Origin of the sequence: Wolbachia endosymbiont (group B) of Erebia ligea (assembly GCF_947179575.1) — a bacterium.
GTDB classification, from domain to species: domain Bacteria; phylum Pseudomonadota; class Alphaproteobacteria; order Rickettsiales; family Anaplasmataceae; genus Wolbachia; species Wolbachia pipientis_C.
Genome location: NZ_CAMXBW010000002.1, coordinates 774965 through 791980, shown reverse-complemented (window position 1 = coordinate 791980; position 17016 = coordinate 774965). Strand labels below are relative to the sequence as shown.

Annotated in this window: 16 protein-coding genes and 1 tRNA gene; 7 read left to right on the top strand and 10 right to left on the bottom strand. The window is 34.5% G+C overall.

Going from position 1 to position 17016, the window contains the following annotated elements:
• The first annotated feature begins 52 nt into the window (after positions 1 to 52).
• From OM962_RS04490 to OM962_RS04470, 5 genes are read left to right on the top strand one after another with little or no spacing between them, the layout of a single operon-like run.
• The gene (locus OM962_RS04490) at positions 53 to 232 is read left to right on the top strand and encodes a transposase (RefSeq protein ID WP_264330453.1); all 180 of its coding nucleotides are present in this window, start codon (positions 53 to 55) and stop codon (positions 230 to 232) included.
• Entirely contained in the window at positions 220 to 399 is a 180-nt protein-coding gene (locus tag OM962_RS04485; RefSeq protein WP_319606739.1) for an IS630 transposase-related protein, read from the top strand. Before OM962_RS04490 ends, OM962_RS04485 begins: the two co-directional genes overlap by 13 nt.
• Positions 400 to 409: 10 nt before the next feature.
• Positions 410 to 808, top strand: coding sequence for a transposase (locus tag OM962_RS04480; RefSeq protein ID WP_319606757.1), 399 nt, complete (start codon positions 410 to 412; stop codon positions 806 to 808).
• 21 nt (positions 809 to 829) lie between these two features.
• Entirely contained in the window at positions 830 to 2062 is a 1233-nt protein-coding gene (locus OM962_RS04475) for an IS256 family transposase (RefSeq protein ID WP_264330447.1), read from the top strand.
• Positions 2063 to 2103: 41 nt separating this feature from the next.
• Positions 2104 to 2256 (top strand): transposase, encoded by a 153-nt coding sequence (locus OM962_RS04470; RefSeq protein ID WP_264330950.1) that lies wholly within the window; start codon positions 2104 to 2106, stop codon positions 2254 to 2256.
• Positions 2257 to 2277: 21 nt separating this feature from the next.
• Here the strand turns inward: OM962_RS04470 and OM962_RS04465 are convergent, their stop codons facing one another.
• From OM962_RS04465 to OM962_RS04425, 9 genes are all read right to left on the bottom strand, one after another.
• Positions 2278 to 3351 (bottom strand): ankyrin repeat domain-containing protein, encoded by a 1074-nt coding sequence (locus tag OM962_RS04465; RefSeq protein WP_264330949.1) that lies wholly within the window; start codon positions 3349 to 3351, stop codon positions 2278 to 2280.
• A 90-nt stretch (positions 3352 to 3441) separates the two neighbouring features.
• Positions 3442 to 4221, bottom strand: coding sequence for an SDR family oxidoreductase (locus OM962_RS04460; protein ID WP_264330948.1), 780 nt, complete (start codon positions 4219 to 4221; stop codon positions 3442 to 3444).
• 5 nt (positions 4222 to 4226) lie between these two features.
• A complete protein-coding gene (locus OM962_RS04455; protein ID WP_264331019.1) occupies positions 4227 to 4871 on the bottom strand; it encodes an alpha/beta hydrolase in 645 nt (214 codons plus the stop codon).
• A 208-nt stretch (positions 4872 to 5079) separates the two neighbouring features.
• Entirely contained in the window at positions 5080 to 6402 is a 1323-nt protein-coding gene (locus OM962_RS04450; RefSeq protein ID WP_264330947.1) for an ankyrin repeat domain-containing protein, read from the bottom strand.
• 155 nt (positions 6403 to 6557) lie between these two features.
• Complete coding sequence (locus tag OM962_RS04445) at positions 6558 to 6923, bottom strand: hypothetical protein (protein ID WP_264330946.1); 366 nt, start codon at positions 6921 to 6923, stop codon at positions 6558 to 6560.
• 94 nt (positions 6924 to 7017) lie between these two features.
• Complete coding sequence (locus OM962_RS04440) at positions 7018 to 8814, bottom strand: aminopeptidase P family protein (RefSeq protein ID WP_264330945.1); 1797 nt, start codon at positions 8812 to 8814, stop codon at positions 7018 to 7020.
• Positions 8815 to 8822: 8 nt separating this feature from the next.
• A complete protein-coding gene (gene mnmG / locus OM962_RS04435) occupies positions 8823 to 10871 on the bottom strand; it encodes a tRNA uridine-5-carboxymethylaminomethyl(34) synthesis enzyme MnmG (protein ID WP_264330944.1) in 2049 nt (682 codons plus the stop codon).
• Positions 10872 to 10960: 89 nt separating this feature from the next.
• On the bottom strand, positions 10961 to 11491 hold the full coding sequence (locus OM962_RS04430; RefSeq protein ID WP_264330943.1) for a hypothetical protein: 531 nt from the start codon (positions 11489 to 11491) through the stop codon (positions 10961 to 10963).
• Positions 11492 to 11638: 147 nt separating this feature from the next.
• Positions 11639 to 11714 (bottom strand) — tRNA-His (locus OM962_RS04425).
• Positions 11715 to 11845: 131 nt separating this feature from the next.
• Between OM962_RS04425 and murJ the strand changes: the two genes are divergently transcribed.
• Both murJ and OM962_RS04415 read left to right on the top strand, forming a co-directional pair.
• A complete protein-coding gene (gene murJ / locus OM962_RS04420; protein WP_264330942.1) occupies positions 11846 to 13342 on the top strand; it encodes a murein biosynthesis integral membrane protein MurJ in 1497 nt (498 codons plus the stop codon).
• 404 nt (positions 13343 to 13746) lie between these two features.
• A complete protein-coding gene (locus OM962_RS04415; RefSeq protein WP_264330941.1) occupies positions 13747 to 16245 on the top strand; it encodes an AsmA-like C-terminal region-containing protein in 2499 nt (832 codons plus the stop codon).
• Positions 16246 to 16508: 263 nt separating this feature from the next.
• On the opposite strand, the gene OM962_RS04410 is transcribed toward OM962_RS04415, so the two are convergent.
• The gene (locus tag OM962_RS04410; protein WP_264330460.1) at positions 16509 to 16991 is read right to left on the bottom strand and encodes an IS630 family transposase; all 483 of its coding nucleotides are present in this window, start codon (positions 16989 to 16991) and stop codon (positions 16509 to 16511) included.
• Positions 16992 to 17016: the final 25 nt, after the last annotated feature.

The window sequence follows — 17016 nt, the reverse complement described above, 5'->3', positions numbered from 1 at the left end:
ATAGTATTTCCTAAAGTAAATGATAAAGGTATAATAAAGTATTTGAGTTATAATGGCATATAGTGTGGATTTAAGGGAAAAGGCAGTATTGATGATAGAAAAAGGTAAGACAAAGGTTGAGGTAGCAGAGCTTATGGAGATAGGAATAGCAACTCTGTACCGTTGGTTAAAAAAGAAAGCTGCTGGTGAAAGCCTCAAGCCATCTAAAACGGTAGCTTTATTCGAAAAATAGACCCCAAAATACTCGAAGAATATGTTACAAAGAATCCAGATCATACTCTGGCAGAGATGAAACAAAATCTTGGATTTGGAATAAACTCAATTTGGTATAGACTAAAACAGCTAAAAATTACTTTAAAAAAAAGTCACACTATATCAAGAGCGCAATCAAGAAGATAGGGAGCAATTTATTGATAAAATCTCAAAAATAGACCATTCCAGCATCTTATATATAGATGAAGCAGGAGTTGATAATAAGTTATACCGAGAATATGGACGCGCTCCAAGAGGAAAGAAAATTTATGCAGATATTCCAGGGAGAACTCGAGAGAGAATCAGTATAGTAGCCGGGTGGATTGGAAAGAGATTTATTGCACCAATGACTTTCAAAGGTGGGTGTGACAAAGAGGTATTCAATACATGGTTGGAGAAGATGTTATTACCTAAATTGCCACTTGGCACAACTATAGTTATGGATAATGCTACATTTCATAAGACCACTAAAACAAAATCATTAATAGAGTCTTTTGGCTGTCATTGGGAACGTTCAAAAAAGTGTGTCAAACCGAGAAGTAAAGTAATAAATTGATATAAAAAATGGAGGTTTGATATGAGTCAAGCAAATAGAACTAATGGGTTGGTAGATTATAAAGAATTAGAAACAAATATCCTGTCATCTATACGAGAAGGAAAACCATTGACAGGAAAAGATGGAGCATTAACACCGTTTATAAAAAGGTTGCTAGAGGCAAGTCTGGAAGGTGAAATAGAAAACCACATGTCAGCTAAAAGTGAAGAAAATAACCGAAGAAATGGGAGAAACGCAAAAACTTTACGCACGAGTGGAGGCTCATTTGAGCTGCTAACACCAAGAGATAGGGAGGGAAGTTTTGAACCACAAATAGTTAGAAAAAGGCAAACAAGCCTACATCCAGAACTTGAAGCAAAGGTATTAAGTACATACGCCAGTGGCATGGGATACAGAGACATAGCTTCACACGTTGAGGAAATATATGACCACAAAATATCAGCAGCAGAGATATCCAGTATTACTGATAAACTGCTACCAATAATCAATGAATGGCGCAGCCGTCCACTGCAATCAGTATATCCAATAGTGTTCATGGATGGCATGTTTTTTAAGGTTAAGGAGGATGGACATTGTGTAAGCAAGTGTATGTATAACATATTAGGCATAGATCAAAATGGCAGAAAAGAAGTATTAGGTTTTTATTTGGCTGAAAGTGAGGGAGCTAATTTCTGGTTGGGAGTGCTAAATGACCTCAAAGAAAGAGGAGTAGAAGATATTCTAATTGCCTGCATTGATGGGCTAAAAAGCTTTTCTACAGCTATAAATAGTATATTTCCTAAAGCAGAAGTACAACTATGTATAGTGCATCAGATAAGGAATTCACTGAAATATGTATCTAGCAAAGATGTAAAAGTTTTCATGAATGATTTGAAAAAAATATATCGTGCTTCAAGTAAAGAAATTGCCGAAAATTATTTGCTTGAACTGGAGGAAAAATGGGGCGAAAAGTATCCATTAGTCATAAAATCTTGGCAGAATAATTGGGAAAATTTGTCCAGTTATTTTAAGTATTCAGGTCCTGTTAGGAGGCTAATTTATACCACTAATCCTATTGAGGGACTGCACAGACAGATTAGAAAATTTACTAAAACCAAAGGCTCATTTACTAATACAAATGCCTTGTATAAACAGGTATATTGTGCTATAAAAAAAGTAGAGCAAAAATGGGCTATGGCTTTACCTAATTGGGCTTTAACTATATCTCAACTTGATATCTTTTTTCCTGATAGATTAAAAATTGAGTTGAATTAAAAATACGGTTTGACACACTTTTTTGAACGTTCCCCTGTCATTTGCTGTATCTTCCAACATATTCACCAGATTTGAATCCTATAGAATACTGTTGGCATACCATCAAAAGCCGCCTCAGACCTCTCATGTATAAATATACAGACTTACAGCTTTTGGTTGGTAATACCATAATGGAACTTTATCATCCATTTTAGAAAATACTATAGTTTTCTCATCTATCTTATTTTGCTACTCTGCTGAACAGATACGTCAATTTCATCTACTGATGAGCTAGGTCTGCTATCCTTTATATGTTGTACCAAAAGCTCCATAATTTTTTTTTGCTCATAAAATTGCTGAAATGAATATATTCCATTCGAGCCAACTAACACGAAGAATCCTCCTTGTACATTTGGAGGATTATCATGCCAGCTAATGTTTCTTACGTATTCAGCAGCTTGTAAGGAAGTATCTCCTGAAAGGTTTTTAATATTAGGATCAGCACCTTTTTCTAGCAGTAATCTTGCCATTTTTTCATTACCTTTCATAGCTGCTATATGTAGAGGTGTATTGCCAAGCTGATTGCCAATATTGACATCCACCCCTCCTACACTAAGTAATAATTGAGCTACCTCGTCATGGCCATTATTAATAGCTACACACAAAGGATTCATACTGGTATCACAGCCATTGACTTTAGCACCATTATCAAGAAGCAACTTAACTACTGCTGCATGCCCATTCTGAGCAGCTAGATACAAGGGTGTGACATTATTTTTTTTATCTACTATGTTAACATCAGCATTTTTTGTGCTAATTAATAGTTCAACTATTTCAGTATGTCCGTTCTGAGAGGCTAAGTACAGAGCTGTTATACCAAATTCATTGTCTTTAGCATCAATCTTAATTTCTTGAGTATTAAGTAACACCTTTACAACTTCTACAAGTCCATTTTGAGCAGCAATATGTAAAGGTGTCTTACCATCAGTACAGTCTTTTATATTGGGATCAGCTCCCGCTTTAATTAACTCCTCTACTATAGCTTTGCTTTTAGCTACAACAGCAAAGTGTAAAACTGTACTGCCTTTAGTAGTTCTTGCATGAATATTAGCTTCTTTACTGATTAGTAACTTTACTACGTCTAAATGTCCTGAATAAACAGCAAAATGCAAGGCTGTAAATCCTTTTTTATCCTTGATATTGATATCAGTTTTTACATTAAGTAATAACCTAACTTCATTTATGTTACCGTTATAAGCGGCTTGATTTAATAGAATATTTTCAACCGGAAGCGATTGAGTGCTGAACATATTTACCTCTATATAATAGTATGCCTAGTGGTACTACATCAAAACAAGGAACATTCAAGAAAAATTTTTGCATCTGGCAATCTATTTTCTCTATTCTAATATATACAAACTCTTTAAACCTACCTTGTAATCAGGATAAACTAGAGAGACACCAAGATCTTTTTTAATTTTAGTATTGCTTACTTTTTTTGACCCTAAATAAAAACCCCGTGCGTAATTTGGTACGGAAGAAATCTCAACTGGCTCTGGAGGGCTAATATTGAGAAGCTCGGCTGCATACGTGACTACTTCAGATTGCGTAGCAGGTAAATCATCTGCACAATTGTATATCTCATAAGGCTTTATATTTTGCATGGAAGAAAATAAAATATTCGATATATCTTCAACATGAACACGAGAAAAAATTTTTTTTACATTTCTTGCTTTGCCAAGCTGCAGGTCAATTAGCGCATTTCTACCAGGACCATATATCCCAGCCAAACGAAAAATATGTACAGGCAATTTGCTACTTAGCCACTTCTTTTCAGACTCAAGGCGCTTTTCTCCTCTTATTTCTATAGGCTTTGTTTCAGATTCCTCATTCACCCAATTACCACAGTGGTCACCATAAACATTAGTTGCAGACAGATAACCAAGCCATTTAATATTCTCCAGACAATGACCGTATCTCTCCATAACATCATCGCCGTCTGGAGGAATAGAAACTAAAACATGCGTTACGCTTTTAAGCAGATCTTGATCAACCTTGTCATAATCAAAAAGTTGTATATCTTTATTTCTTGATGTACCGTTAACTTTCCAGCCTAAGTTTAGCAATTTTTTCGATAGAAATTTAGCTACATATCCGTAACCAAAGCAAAACAAGTGCATGGAAATTAATTTCCAAAATTCTTCTTGATAAACTCAACCCCTAACCTTATTCCTTCTTCATTAATAATATGGCCTAATCCATGAATTGGGTATCCTTGAGCGTTTACTCCATTTTCTTTCAGAGCTTTAACCGCTAAATCAAGGGAAGAAAAAGGTACCACATCATCAGCGTCACCATGAATAACACATATGCTGGGTTTTGATTTGATCTCCGGTGCAATTTTTGAAGGTGAAAGAAACCTACCAGAATATGCAACAACCGATGCACAAGACTGAAGCCGGGTAAGAGCTACATGCATTGCAAGCATTGCCCCTTGAGAAAATCCAACTAAAGAAAGCTGAGTATCTTTTAAATTAAGCTCCTTTAATTTTGTACCAATAAAATGATTTACAATTGATGCAGCATTTTTCACCCCATTATATAGTGCTTCCTCACTACGATCCTCTAAACTAAACCACTGATAACCATCACCTATTTCTCTTTCAAATGGAGCATTGGGAACTACTAAATATGAATCAGGCAAAAACTTGCTCATAACTTTAGCAAGATGCACGAAATTATCGCCACTTGAGCCCCAACCATGAAAAAAAATAATCAAATTTTTCTTATTTCCATTTGGGCAAATTTCTTGGCTTTGTAGTTCAATCATCTCTTTTGTGTTTATGTTTTTTTGTAAAACTGACTCATGCATCAATATTAAACAAAATTCTATAAAATTCAAGAATTTCCACATCACCCAAAAAGGTAAAATACTATTTTAAAGATAAAAATCCTATTTAAAAACAAAGCAGTATCTCAAAAGAGCTATATCTTTTCAAATACTTTTTTATTGTTATTTAAATCCGAGCTTCTCGTCCTTAGCATACTGTCGGCCAGGTACTCCATTGAATAGTAAGGATATTTTTAAGTGCAGTAACTACAGCTATATCTGGATCTTCACGTTTTTCTCTTTTTACTTTTATAGCTAAATAACCAACTACTGCACCCAATAATAAACCAGTAACAGCTGATGTTGCACACGTTGCAATAGCTGCTTGTGTATTATATGCTACCGCAAAACCTGTAATAAAACCTACTGCACCACAAACGCTAATGCAGACACGCTCCTTCCGAAGTTCTATTTCATTAATTTTTCGTACATGATTTTTCAAGTACTTTCTTACATCTTGAGTAGTACGTATTAGAGCAGTTGCTCCATAGTAGTTTTTTGTGTTAGCATCTGCTTTTGCTTCTACCAGGCACTTTACTATACCTAAATCACCTCTCTGAGCAGCTAGCATTAGAGAAGTGTTTCCTTTTCTATCTTGCGTATTAACATCTGTATTTCCTTCTTTTACTAGATACTTTACTACATCCAAATGAACCTTATATATAGCTGATATTAGAGCAGTTGTTTCTTCAAAGCGTCTACCATTACTTCTTGCATTAACATCTGCTTTTGCCTCTACCAGGCACTTTACTATACCTAAATGACCATTTTCAGCAGCAAATATTAGAGGAGTATCTTCACAGTCATTTCTTGCATTAACATCTGCTTTTGCCTCTACCAGGCACTTTACTATACCTAAATGACCATTTTTAGCAGCAAACATTAGAGCAGTTTCCCCAAATTCATTTTTTGCATTAACATTTGCTTTCGCTTCTTTTACTAGATACTTTACTACATCCAAATGACCATCTTCAGCAGCAAATATTAGAGGAGTGTTTCCAAATTCATTTCCTGCATTAACATCTACTTTTGCTTCTTTTACTAGATACTTTACTACATCCAAATGACCACTTGCAGCAGCAAACATTAGAGAAGTGAATTCAAACATATCTTGTGCATTAACATCTACTTCTGCTCTTTCTACCAGGTATTTCACTGCCTCTAAATCACCATTTTTGGCAGATGAAAATAATTTAAAAAGTAGCTCAGTACGACTTCTAACTATTCGTGCAATTGATAATGCTTGTAACGTAGAAGGTTGTCTCAATTCTTGAGTATCACCTTCTAATTTTGGTACAAGATTTTTTAGCCAAGGAGCTACATGTGTGAAATAATTAAGATTCTCTTTTGTGAAACGATTCAATAAATTTTTTACAGTATTAGATTTGTCACTTTCTTCAATTTCTCTATTTATACCATAATATTCTAACAAAGCATCAAGTATTGCTTTATTGTTAAAATTATACACCATTTACTAGCCCCCTGAATAAACTTCGAAACCATCTTAATCCCTATTAAGGAATGAAAGCATTTTGTAGACTTTTTCTTTTAATACTTATGCCTTTTATTTAAAATTGGAATGAGAGCAACCTCACTACTGCTATAGCTCTTTGATATGAATAAATACTACTTAGCTTCAACTTTCTCTATCAATTTCTTGACCAAGCCTCTCAATCTTCTGCTGGAATCATCAAGCTCTTGAATTTGTGAAGCATCTTTTCCCATGAGCTCTTTGTGATTACTCTTTATGTAATCATACATTTCCTTCATCTGAGCAATCATCTTGTTGATATCCATACCACCCATATCAGGTATCATGCTAGGCATATTTCCTTCTAGCATACCACCAGCCATAAGTTGCTGAGACATTTGCATGAATGGCTTTAAGGTCTGTTGAAGCAAATTAGGGTCGCTTGCCAATTTTTCTATTTGCTCTTTGCAAGTATCCATGTACTGCTTCATAAATTCATCATCTTGCATTTTATCTGTCATAATTACACCTATTTGAAACTAATATTATATATTGTTTTTAATTAAAAACAATACAAGAACAACTATATTAATACTTGATTAAATGACAAATTAACTATTTTAAAGGTTCACATACTCTCTTTAACCATTCCTTATCTTTTATGCCATTTTCTATATTTTTATAAACAAATTGGTGATAGCTATTTATCCATTTAACTTCATCTTCAGTAAGCATTTGTATATCTATTAGCTTTTTATCATAAGGAACAGAGGTCAATTGTTTAAAGCTTAAAAAGACGTTTTCTCGCCTTTCAATATACATCAGATTCTCAATTCTTATTCCATACTTTCCTGGAATATAATAACCAGGCTCGTTAGAAAGTATCATGCCTGGAATGAGTTCCACTTTATTTCCTCTTGATATTGCTTGCGGTCCTTCGTGTACTGAAAGGTAACTTCCTACTCCATGTCCTGTACCGTGCATGTAATCCATTCCAAATTTCCATAAATGTATACGCGCTAATATGTCCAATTCCCCACCAGTGGTGCCAGGGAGAAAGACTGCACTTGCTATCGAAATGTGAGCTTTTAGTACTATTGTGTAATGAGCCCTTTGCTCATTAGTTGGATTGCCAACTGCTATAGTTCTTGTAATATCGGTTGTACCATCAAGGTACTGACCACCAGAATCGATCAAATATAGTCCATCTTTTTTAATAGCTTTATTTGTCTTATTGCTTGCACGATAATGAATGATTGCTCCATTCTCGTTGAATGCTGAAATTGTTGGAAAACTCGATTGCTTAAACAAATTCTGCCCTTTTCTGTATTCTAAAACTTTTTCTTCAGCTTCAAGCTCAGTAATTTCACTGTCAATATTGTTTTCAAGCCAACATAGAAAATTTGTAACTGCTACTCCATCTTTGATGTGCACACTTATAGCTCCAGTTATTTCAGTTTGATTTTTTACCGCTTTGTGAATCAAACAAGGATCCTCCTTCTCAATTATCTGCTTATTTTCTATTAGACCTCTTTCATTACTTATTGTCATCCCAGTGCTTGACACTGGGATCCATGCTTTTTTATTTCTGGTCAAGCACTGGAATGACACCGAAGCTGATTTTTCATTTAAATAATGGTTATACAAGGGATCTATTGCATTCATAATGCTCATTGGAGTCGTGCTTGGATCTATCACCACCAAATTTAACTTATGTAGTGAATTTTCTAGCTCACTAATATCAAAAACATTTATATGGTTATCAAAATTTGCTTTTATAGTTGAATGTTCTTTATCTTGAATAAATAAATCAACATTGGCATTTTTATACAATATAGCACGACCCAATATACAAGGAGTATATTCAGCACTTTCATTTCTTAAATTTAATAACCACGAAATTGAATTTGGATCAGTCAGAAGCACTGCTTCAGCCTCTATGTTTTTAGCTACTCTTTCACATTTATCCTTACCACTCTCACCAGATACATGTGAGACTATTGTTTGTGCTTTATGACTACTATCTTTTTCAATTAAGTATGGTACTAGTTTACAAATGCCTTCATATTTTCTTATGTCCTTCATAGTAAAATATTGCGGATAGTAACCCAGTGAGGTAGTCAATGTTAAGTTTGCTTTTACCCATTTGTGTGGATCCTCTTCTTGTATATTATATACTCGAAAACTGCCCTGATCGAGCTGACTGCGAGCTTGTGTGATATAGCGTCCATCTGTAAAAAATGGGCACTTATTACTCTTTGTAACGATAAGTAGCCCATTTGTTCCCGTGAAGCCACATAACTCTGCTAACTCTTTTGAATATTCATTTAAATACTCGTCTTTAGTATGCAACATAAATGCATCAACATTTATTTCGTGCATAAAAGAGCGAAATTCTTCGATTTTTGACATGGAATACCTTACGCAGAATTAGCAGCTATTTTCGTTTTCTTATTCCTAAGGTACACTAATATGCTAACTATTGCTGCTGGAGTGATGCCCTGTATTTGCTTTGCAATGCCAATTGTTGCTGGTTTTATTGATTGCAACTTCTCTATCACTTCAGTTGACAAGCCTTTAATCTGTGAGTAGTTGAAATTAGTTGGAATTTGAGTATTAACTTCCTCTTGTAGAAACTTCATATCTGCTTCTTGTCTTACTAAATAAGGCTTGTATTTTGCTTCAATTGCAACTGCTTCATATATTTCATTCTTGGCTATGCTATCAGTTATAGTGTTATTCCAGCACATGACGCTGGAATCTACATTTTTTTCAGTGTCAACTGCATCCATTCCATCATCATTCAAGTACTGGATCCCAGTGTCAGCTACTTGGATGACAGGAAGAGGTGCTTTGGCGTTATGCAAGTAGCTGACACTGGAACCCATGTTTAACTCTTGCCATATTTCTCGTAATTTATTCCAGTCAATATTTGGATAACCGAGCAAATCTAATGCTGTTTTTCTTATTCCATCATAAGATATTTTAATGCCATAGGACCTGAGATGCTCAGGAGTAATTGTTAGGCTCTCTAATTTCTCCTCAAGTTGCTTAATGGATTTAAGTTTACCCTGCAAAACAGAGTATCTCTCATGCGATACAAGGGAAATGTCATAACCTTTTTGTGTCAACCTTCTATCTGCATTATCTGACCTAATCGCCAGCCTGTACTCTGCGCGTGAGGTGAATAATCTGTAAGGCTCAGCAACTCCCTTAGTGACCAAGTCGTCTATCATTACACCGATATATGAGTCTGTACGATGAAGAACAAAACTTTTTTGAGATAAAGAGAGTGCTGCATTGATTCCGGCAATAATTCCCTGCCCGGCTGCTTCTTCATATCCAGTGGTACCATTAATTTGACCAGCAAAATATAGTCCTTTAATTTTCTTAGTTTCGAGAGTATGAAATAGCTCTCGTGGATCGATATAATCGTATTCAACTGCATATCCAGGTCTTAATATTTCTGCATTTTCAAGCCCTTTTATACTCTTTATCATTTCATACTGCACTTCGATGGGCAATGAATTTGAAATTCCATTTGGATATATAGTGTTATCATCAATCCCTTCTGGTTCTAGAAATATTTGGTGATTATTTTTTTCTGCAAATTTTTTAACTTTAATTTCAATTGATGGGCAGTATCTTGGTGCAATAACGTTATCTAAATATGAAGAAGCTGATCTGTGAAGATTCTCTCGAATTACTCTGTGTGTATGTTCATTAGTATGAGTAATAAAACATGAAACCTGAGGCTGGTTAATTTTCTCTGTAAGATAAGAAAATGGTGTAGGTGGATTGTCACCCACTTGTTCTTGTAATACCGACCAGTTTATAGTGCCACGATCAAGCCTCGGTGGAGTTCCGGTACGTAACCTGCCCAGTTTAAAATCATACTTCTTTAGCGTGTTTGCAAGCTCTATTGCAGGTTTATCTCCCATTCTTCCAGAAGGAGTTGTTTGCTCTCCTATATGAATCACACCACGTAAAAAAGTCCCTGTAGTCAAAACAACTCTGCTTGTCAGTATACGTTCACCTGAGTCTGTTATTACAGCTTTTATATAAGATTCTCCATTGCTATCACTTTCGATAAGAAAATCGTCAACTGACTCTTCTTTTACTGTCAAGTTGTTATAATTTAGAATAATTTCCTGTATTGCTTTTTTGTATAATTTTCGGTCTGCTTGTGCACGTGGGCCCCATACTGCTGCGCCTCTGCTGCCATTTAAAACGACCGAGTGTATGCTTGCTCGGTCGATAGCTCTCCCCATTATTCCATCAAGGGCGTCTACTTCTCTAACTACAACACCCTTTGCAACTCCTCCAATTGCTGGATTACAAGACATCTCTCCTATAGTTGAAATTTTGTGAGTTATAAGTAGCGTGCTTGCACCAAGGCGTGCTGCAGCTGTAGCTGCTTCACACCCGGCATGACCGCCACCTACTACCACTACGTCGTACTTATGCATCTTCTTGAGTAATTCCTACTCTATAATATTCCAACTATCAGTGATTGATGTCAAATTTTACAGATTCCAGTGTTACACACTAACTTAGCTCAAATTATCGTCTCTTTTACAGAAGAAACTTTTTCAACTGTAGGAGAGGTAATACACTCATCCACTTCTTCTTCCTGAGATATTCTAACAAATGTAGAATCTGTAATCGAAGTTGCACTTGCTGCAAATGTAATTGCTGCTTCATCTGCACAATGCACTAAAGATGTGGCTACATAAACCCCCATAATTGTTGCTATTAGCCCTGTTATTGCACTTACTAAGATAATCACTGTTACTACTGGATTAGGAAGAACAGCAATCACACTTGCATTAAGCACTGCCCCAATCATAGTACTTATAGGTATAGCCATACCCAAAAAAATTGCTATTTTTCCATGATCTTCCTCAATAGGATCTCTTTTGCAAAACTTATATAGCAAACATCCTACGTGCAAAACCGCAATCAATGCTAGAGCCATAGAACCAGCAATTGCACCTATGGCTAAAGGTGATGAAGTGTCAAAACTCAACCACCAAGCTAATATTCCTAGTGCTGACACTATACTATAAGCTAACAAACAAATATACATACAATCCCTCTCACTAATTAATAGGCATCATTTTTACTCTAAATCGCAAACTTCCCCTCCGCCATCTAAATACTAGAGCAACAAGGAATGCTAACGGCCGTGCAAAAATATCTAATGTTTATATTTATGTAAAGTGAAAATTTTCAGTGGGGCGAGCGACCAGGATTGAACTGGCGACATTCAGTACCACAAACTGACGCTCTACCAACTGAGCTACGCCCGCCAAGATATAAAATTTTTAACATACGAGCACAAATAGTCAATTAATTATTTAAGCTACCTCCTTTTGCAGAGGGTTTTAAATATTTTCATTCATGCTTTTATCATTATACTCAATCGTATTGACACCGTGATATGTTTAAAAGTATTTTCACATTTAGTTTTTTTACAGCTATTTCAAGAATCTCAGGGCTAATAAGAGATGTATTGATTGCTACGGTTATTGGTGCAACCTCTCTTGCAGATATATTCTTTTCCTCGTTTCGCTTTGCTAATTTATTTCGATCGTTTTTTGCAGAGGGGGCATTTACTACCTCATTCATACCATTATACTCTGCAGAGTCATATGATAATAAAAAGGCATTTAATTTCGCAAGTAGTGTAATATCCATTACGTTTATTATTCTAGTAATTTTTTGCCTTATCACACAAACCTTCTTCCCTTACATGATCAAAATCTTCACTCCTGGATTTGACCAAAATAAATTTACCTTTACTGTAACTTTGTCGAAAATTATGATGCCCTACATAATCTTCGTGTCAATCGCATCACTTATTGGTGGAATGTTGCAAGTAAAACAGCATTTTGCTTCAACAGCTATTTCACCAATCATTTTGAACCTCTGTTTAATCATCAGTTTGTTTTTACCTTACATTGAAACACCGGCTCATAACCTTTCTATAGCCGTCCTGATTGGAGGGATTTTGCAGCTACTTTTAATAATATTTAGTGCATACAAATTAAAGGCTTTCTTTTCTTTTAGTTTAGAATTAAGTAACGAAGTGAAGTTGTTTTTCAAGCGTGTAATACCTGCAATTATCAACAATTGTGTAATACAAATAAGTGTATGGATTGACACAATCATGGCGAGTTTTATACCAAATGCAGTTTCTTATATATATTATGCCGATAGACTAAATCAACTACCGCAAGGAGTAATTGGCACTGCAATTGGTACAGTACTTCTTCCCCTGATTTCAAAACGAATAAATGATACTGAGAATATAGTCAAAATACAGAACAAGGCCCTTAATATAGGGTTAATATTAATTATGCCAATAACTGCTGCTTTTATCATTATTCCTGACATAATTTTACTTACGCTTTTTTCTTACGGCCGATTTGATTATTATGCAGTGCAGCAAACTGTTCCTACATTAGTAGCATTTTCTCTTTCTTTACCCGCATTTATTATAAATAAAGTATTGCTACCCACATTCTTTGCTAGGGGAAAGCTAAAAATACCAACTATGTTCTCATTAACGTGCCTTGGAATTAACGTAATACTAAATCTCCTATTAATGAACAAATACCAACATATAGGAATTGCTATTGCTACTTCCATTTCCACTTGGATAAATTCTATTTTATTGATTAATTATTTAACAATAAATAAGATGTATAAGCTTAGCCAAGCATTATTACTAAATATTGTAAAAATTCTCACTGCAACATTGGTTATGTCAATAGTTCTTTATCTCTCTAATTACTTATCAGCAGGGTTGTTTTTCGATAGAGGGCTAGCTCGTATTGTTTATTTAGTAACTTTAATAGCTTTGAGTGTTATTATTTATTCTAGCACTCTTTACCTAATTTTTAGAGGAAATTTGAATAATTTGAAATATGTGTAAATTACACCCTTTGTATTGCTATATGTCATTTCAGCTACTATTCCAATATCCACTCCTTTCATCCCATAACCTATTCCTTTCATCCCAGCACCTATTCCTGTCATCCCAGTGCTTGACACTGGGATCCAGAAATTTTGTTGATCATATAATCTGGAAAACCTTATTTAAGTCACACTGGATCACAGTGTCACACACACAACTGTATAAGTGTTGTGGTTTGAGAGCAATTTCCACTGGGAACCCAGTGCTCATCAGACCAGCTTCTCATGTAAAAATGCTGTGCTTTAACATAAGAATAGCTACTTTTTTGCTAATTAACTTAATGTCTAATCAAATTTCCTGGATCCCAGTGTCAAGCACTGGGATGACAAGAAGAGAAGGGATGCTGGAATGAGAGGTCTATTATGAAACTTTCTTTATACGCCATATTATCAATCTCGTTGCTATTAATTCTCATGCACGTTGCTGCAACTTTCAAGGATTGGAGTGGCTACAGAGAATATATCGTAAAAGAGTTAGAGAAGACGTATGATGCTAAAGTACATGTTGGAGGAAAAATTGAAGTTTCGCTCATTACTCCAAAACTTACTATTCACAATGTATATGTACAATACAACAAAAACAAGGAGCAAAAATTATCAGATTTAATTAGTGCAAAAAAAATTGAAATAAGGCCATCGCTATTATCGTTGTTTTCATTTTCATTGCAACCAAAGTCAATCTCATTTTTGGGCATGAAAAGCAACAAAGAAAATTTACTTAATATTATGAATACGAAAGCCAATGATAATACAGTTGATATATTAATAAAGGACAGCCAAATAAGTTTTAACGCCGATACTATTAATATCAAGGAAGTTGCTATAAAAAAAAATAAGCAGTTTTTTGGTGAAGTACAGATTGGTGACAACAATTACGATTTTTCTGGAAAGGTTAATGTCACAAAAAATAATGTACACATTAGTGTTGATTCAAATTTTGCAAATTTGCTATTTAAAGGTAATAGAAATCAAGAAGAGCTCAAGGGCAATTTAGTATTGACGATTAATAATAATTCTGATTCTATGAGCGACTTGGCAAAAATCATTAATCTTAGCTTCCTTTCTTATGTAATTCCCAGCGAAAATATTGAGATATCATCCAATATCAATCTCAATGAAAGCGAGTTTACGGCAACTGATTTAAAAATTGAGTCCAAAAGCATGCAAGGCACTGGTATAATACAAAATGATAGAAAAAGTGATCATACTAATATCAATATTAGTTTTAGTAAAGTCGACCTAAAAAACGGCTCACACAAAACAACAGATATGAAGGGTCTTTTAGAATCTTTTAGAGAGGTTGTGCCAAAGAACCTGAGCTTGGATTTTAATATGGAAGCTTCAAATATTCAATATCAAAACAGGATATTGGACAAATTTCATGCTACGCTAAAATTTGCTAATGGCGAAATAAACGTTGATACTCTTCTTCAGTTTCCTGGAACCAATAATATATCTCGCTTATCAGGAAAAGTTTCAAACAATGGCAACTTGTCTGAATTTAATGGTGATATATTGATAAAGGGTGAGTCGTTCATTTCACATATTTTACCTTCTATCAAGATGCAAGAAAGAGAGAAAAGTCAATTTACAGCAAGTTCTAAACTATATTTAGCACCTAGAATATTATCTCTTTCAGATATCAGATTGCTAAATAACAAAGAATCTTGGCAAGGATCAATTAAGGTAAATCACACAAAAAAACACAATATGATCGATAGTAAATTTAGCATACATAACATTAATATAGATAAATATGATTATTCATTATTCAGCAAAGTGCAATGGCTGAAAAATCTTAAATATGATGTAAATATAAGAACTAGTGTTAAAGATTCTATATTCAATGGTACAAAAATTGAAGATTTGGATTTTTCATTAAAAATACAAGAGAACAAGCTAGTTGCAGATAAAATAAAGTTATTCGGAGAAGATTTCGACATTACCGGTAGTGTAAAAATATTAGTGGATCAAAAATACACTAAGCCTTTATTAGACGTAAACCTTACAGGTAATAAATTTAATGGAAATATCTTTAAATTACCAAAACTATTAGAGGTAAAAAGAAACTCAAGAAATGAAATAAATCAAATTCAATGGTCAACAAAGCAGCTTAATTTTTTAGATGAGAAAGGAGATTTTGATGCAAACGTGCAAATCAAAACTACAGAATTTAAAATTGGGCAAAACGTCTTAAAAGATTTTAACTTGGATACAGTGATAAGAAACAACACTATCACTATCAAACAGATAAGTTACATACTAGAACATGGACAAATGTTTTTTCAGGGTTATCTAAAAGCAGGCTCAATTCACATAAAATTTTCTATTGCAAATTTGGACACCAAGGAAGTTATAGGAGTTAATAACATAAATGGCAAGATAAGCTTAAGTGGTGAAATCAAAACTCAAGGAACAAGCTTTGATGATTGGGCTAGTAACTTATCAGGAAATGTAAACTTTCAAGCACAGAAAATAGAGTTTACAAATGTGGATTTTAATTCATTCATCACTAAGTTGTTAAGCAGTAAGAATAAACCTGAAATTTCCAAGCTTGCTTACGTTGATATATATAATGGCAGTACGCTTTTTGAAAATATTAATGGAAAAGTAAGTATTAACAGTGGTGTATGTTCAACTAGTTCACAGTTTAGTATCGATCAAGCATCAGGTTCTATCTCTTCTAATTTAATCTTATCTAAGTTCTCCTTAACTTCTATATTCAGACTCTTTTTCATACTACCAAATCATAATAGTCCTCTTTATATCGAGGCACACTTAGATGGCCCTATTTGGTGCCCTAAGATGAGTTTTGATGTAGACCAAATTTACAACACCTTAGTTAGCAAGAAAAATAGTTAACTCATTTAGCTACATTATTTAGGGTATCCGTTCAGCAGGGTGGCAAAATAAGATAGACAAAAACGTAGCAACAAATGGTCAGTGCCTGACACTGGCTTTTTCACAAAAAACGTTGTAGAGCGCTTTCGTCAAACTGGATCCCAGTGTCAGCTACTTTCATGACAAGAAAAAAAGGACTAATTTCACATGAATCTGAACAGATACGATTTAGGAGATAGTAAACTTCATCTACCCTCTAATAATAAGACTTACTATAGTATTTTCTAAAATGGATGATAAAGTTCCATTATGGTATTACCAACCAAAAGCTGTAAGTCTGTATATTTATACATGAGAGGTCTGAGGCGGCTTTTGATGGTATGCCAACAGTATTCTATAGGATTCAAATCTGGTGAATATGTTGGAAGATACAGCAAATGACAGCCAAAAGACTCTATTAATGATTTTGTTTTAGTGGTCTTATGAAATGTAGCATTATCCATAACTATAGTTGTGCCAAGTGGCAATTTAGGTAATAACATCTTCTCCAACCATGTATTGAATACCTCTTTGTCACACCCACCTTTGAAAGTCATTGGTGCAATAAATCTCTTTCCAATCCACCCGGCTACTATACTGATTCTCTCTCGAGTTCTCCCTGGAATATCTGCATAAATTTTCTTTCCTCTTGGAGCGCGTCCATATTCTCGGTATAACTTATTATCAACTCCTGCTTCATCTATATATAAGATGCTGGAATGGTCTATTTTTGAGATTTTATCAATAAATTGC

What these genes read in the sequence shown, in the direction of transcription:
- OM962_RS04455 (WP_264331019.1), bottom strand. Translation starts at nt 4,871, where the DNA reads ATGATTGAACTACAAAGCCAAGAAATTTGCCCAAATGGAAATAAGAAA.
- OM962_RS04430 (WP_264330943.1), bottom strand. Translation starts at nt 11,491, where the DNA reads ATGTATATTTGTTTGTTAGCTTATAGTATAGTGTCAGCACTAGGAATA.
- OM962_RS04475 (WP_264330447.1), top strand. Translation starts at nt 830, where the DNA reads ATGAGTCAAGCAAATAGAACTAATGGGTTGGTAGATTATAAAGAATTA.
- OM962_RS04450 (WP_264330947.1), bottom strand. Translation starts at nt 6,402, where the DNA reads ATGGTGTATAATTTTAACAATAAAGCAATACTTGATGCTTTGTTAGAA.
- OM962_RS04415 (WP_264330941.1), top strand. Translation starts at nt 13,747, where the DNA reads ATGAAACTTTCTTTATACGCCATATTATCAATCTCGTTGCTATTAATT.
- OM962_RS04445 (WP_264330946.1), bottom strand. Translation starts at nt 6,923, where the DNA reads ATGACAGATAAAATGCAAGATGATGAATTTATGAAGCAGTACATGGAT.
- mnmG (WP_264330944.1), bottom strand. Translation starts at nt 10,871, where the DNA reads ATGCATAAGTACGACGTAGTGGTAGTAGGTGGCGGTCATGCCGGGTGT.
- OM962_RS04440 (WP_264330945.1), bottom strand. Translation starts at nt 8,814, where the DNA reads ATGTCAAAAATCGAAGAATTTCGCTCTTTTATGCACGAAATAAATGTT.
- OM962_RS04465 (WP_264330949.1), bottom strand. Translation starts at nt 3,351, where the DNA reads ATGTTCAGCACTCAATCGCTTCCGGTTGAAAATATTCTATTAAATCAA.
- OM962_RS04490 (WP_264330453.1), top strand. Translation starts at nt 53, where the DNA reads ATGGCATATAGTGTGGATTTAAGGGAAAAGGCAGTATTGATGATAGAA.
- murJ (WP_264330942.1), top strand. Translation starts at nt 11,846, where the DNA reads ATGTTTAAAAGTATTTTCACATTTAGTTTTTTTACAGCTATTTCAAGA.
- OM962_RS04460 (WP_264330948.1), bottom strand. Translation starts at nt 4,221, where the DNA reads ATGCACTTGTTTTGCTTTGGTTACGGATATGTAGCTAAATTTCTATCG.